General features: G+C 71.7%; 1 protein-coding gene and 1 pseudogene. One reads left to right on the plus strand and one right to left on the minus strand.

Annotated elements, in window-relative coordinates; translation table 11 throughout:
* Nucleotides 1-1,075 (minus strand): ferrochelatase (locus R6V09_RS52740; RefSeq protein ID WP_317888495.1); only part of this gene is annotated, 1,075 nt, incomplete at its 3' end.
* Nucleotides 1,076-1,264: 189 nt separating this feature from the next.
* On the opposite strand from R6V09_RS52740, the pseudogene R6V09_RS52745 reads away from it, so the two are divergent.
* Nucleotides 1,265-1,569: pseudogene (locus R6V09_RS52745) on the plus strand (MFS transporter); the annotation flags it as partial.

Consider the following 1,569-nt stretch of genomic DNA (forward strand, 5'->3'; position numbering starts at 1 on the left):
GGCAGCAGCCCACCGGGCAGAGGTTGTGGCCGGCGCCGAGGGCGCCCAGGGCGCAGGGCGTGACCTGTTGCCCGCTCTCGACTGCGGCGCGCTCCAGGACCAGCTCACGGATCGCGGCGGCGAAGCGCGGGTCGGCGCCCACGGTGGCCGACCGGCGTACGGGCAGGCCCAGTTCCCCGGCCTTGGCCGTGGCCTCCGTGTCGAGGTCGTAGAGGACCTCCATGTGGTCGGAGACGAAGCCGATCGGTGCCATGACGACCGCGGGAACGCCGGCCGCGTGGCGCTCCTCCAGGTGGTCGCAGATGTCGGGCTCCAGCCACGGGATGTGCGGGGCGCCGGAGCGGGACTGGTAGACGAGCTGCCAGGGGTGGTCGATTCCGGTGCGTTCGCGGACGGCGTCGGCGATCAGACGGGCCGCGTCCAGGTGCTGTGCGACGTACGCCCCGCCGTCTCCGTGGTCCTCGACCGGGCCGGAGCTGTCGGCGGCGGCGGTCGGGATGGAGTGGGTCGAGAAGGCGAGGTGTGCGCCGTCCCGGACGTCCTCGGGGAGGTCGGCGAGGGATTCGAGCACCCCGTCGATCATCGGCTCCAGGAAGCCGGGGTGGTTGAAGTAGTGGCGCAGCTTGTCGACCTTCGGGAGGTCGAGGCCCTCGGCCTGGAGGGCGGCCAGGGAGTCGGCGAGGTTCTCCCGGTACTGGCGGCAGCCCGAGTACGAGGCGTAGGCGCTGGTGGCCAGGACGAGGATGCGGCGGCGGCCGTCGGCGACCATCTCGCGCAGGGTGTCCGTCAGGTACGGGGCCCAGTTGCGGTTGCCCCAGTAGACCGGCAGGTCCAGGCCGTGGTCCGCGAAGTCCTTGCGGAGGGCGTCCAGGAGGGCGCGGTTCTGGTCGTTGATGGGGCTGATCCCGCCGAACAGGAAGTAGTGCTGCCCCACTTCCTTGAGGCGTTCCTTGGGGATGCCTCGCCCTCGCGTCACGTTCTCCAGGAACGGAACCACCTCGTCCGGGCCTTCGGGGCCGCCGAACGAGAGCAGGAGCAGGGCGTCGTAGGGAGTGGCGTCGAGCACGTCTGGCATGTCTCCGATCCTGCCACCCGCCACTGACAGCCGGGAAACGGAGGGGTGCCGGACCGCGAACCCGGGGGCTTCCGGGGAGGTGCGTCGGGGACATCTCGCTCGTAAGCTGTATCAGCCGTATTCGCACCTTACCGAGCCGTCATCGCGTCATCACCGAGCCGCCCCGCGCCCTTTCGACCGGAGTCACCCGTGCCCAGCCCCTATCGCGCCCTGTTCGCCGCCCCCGGCTCCAAGGGCTTCTCCGCCGCGGGGTTCCTCGGCCGGATGCCCCTGTCGATGATGGGGATCGGCGTGGTCACGATGGTCTCCCAGATCAACGGGCGCTACGGGCTCGCGGGCGCCCTGTCGGCCACCATCGCGCTGGCCGCCGCCGCGATCGGGCCGCGGATCTCACGCTGGATCGACCAGTACGGGCAGCGGCGGGTGCTGCGTCCGGCGACGCTCTTCGCGCTGGCCTCGGCGGCCGGGCTGCTGCTGGCCGCCCGCTTCGCGTG

It is taken from the genome of Streptomyces sp. W16 (assembly GCF_033194735.1).
GTDB lineage: Bacteria > Actinomycetota > Actinomycetes > Streptomycetales > Streptomycetaceae > Streptomyces.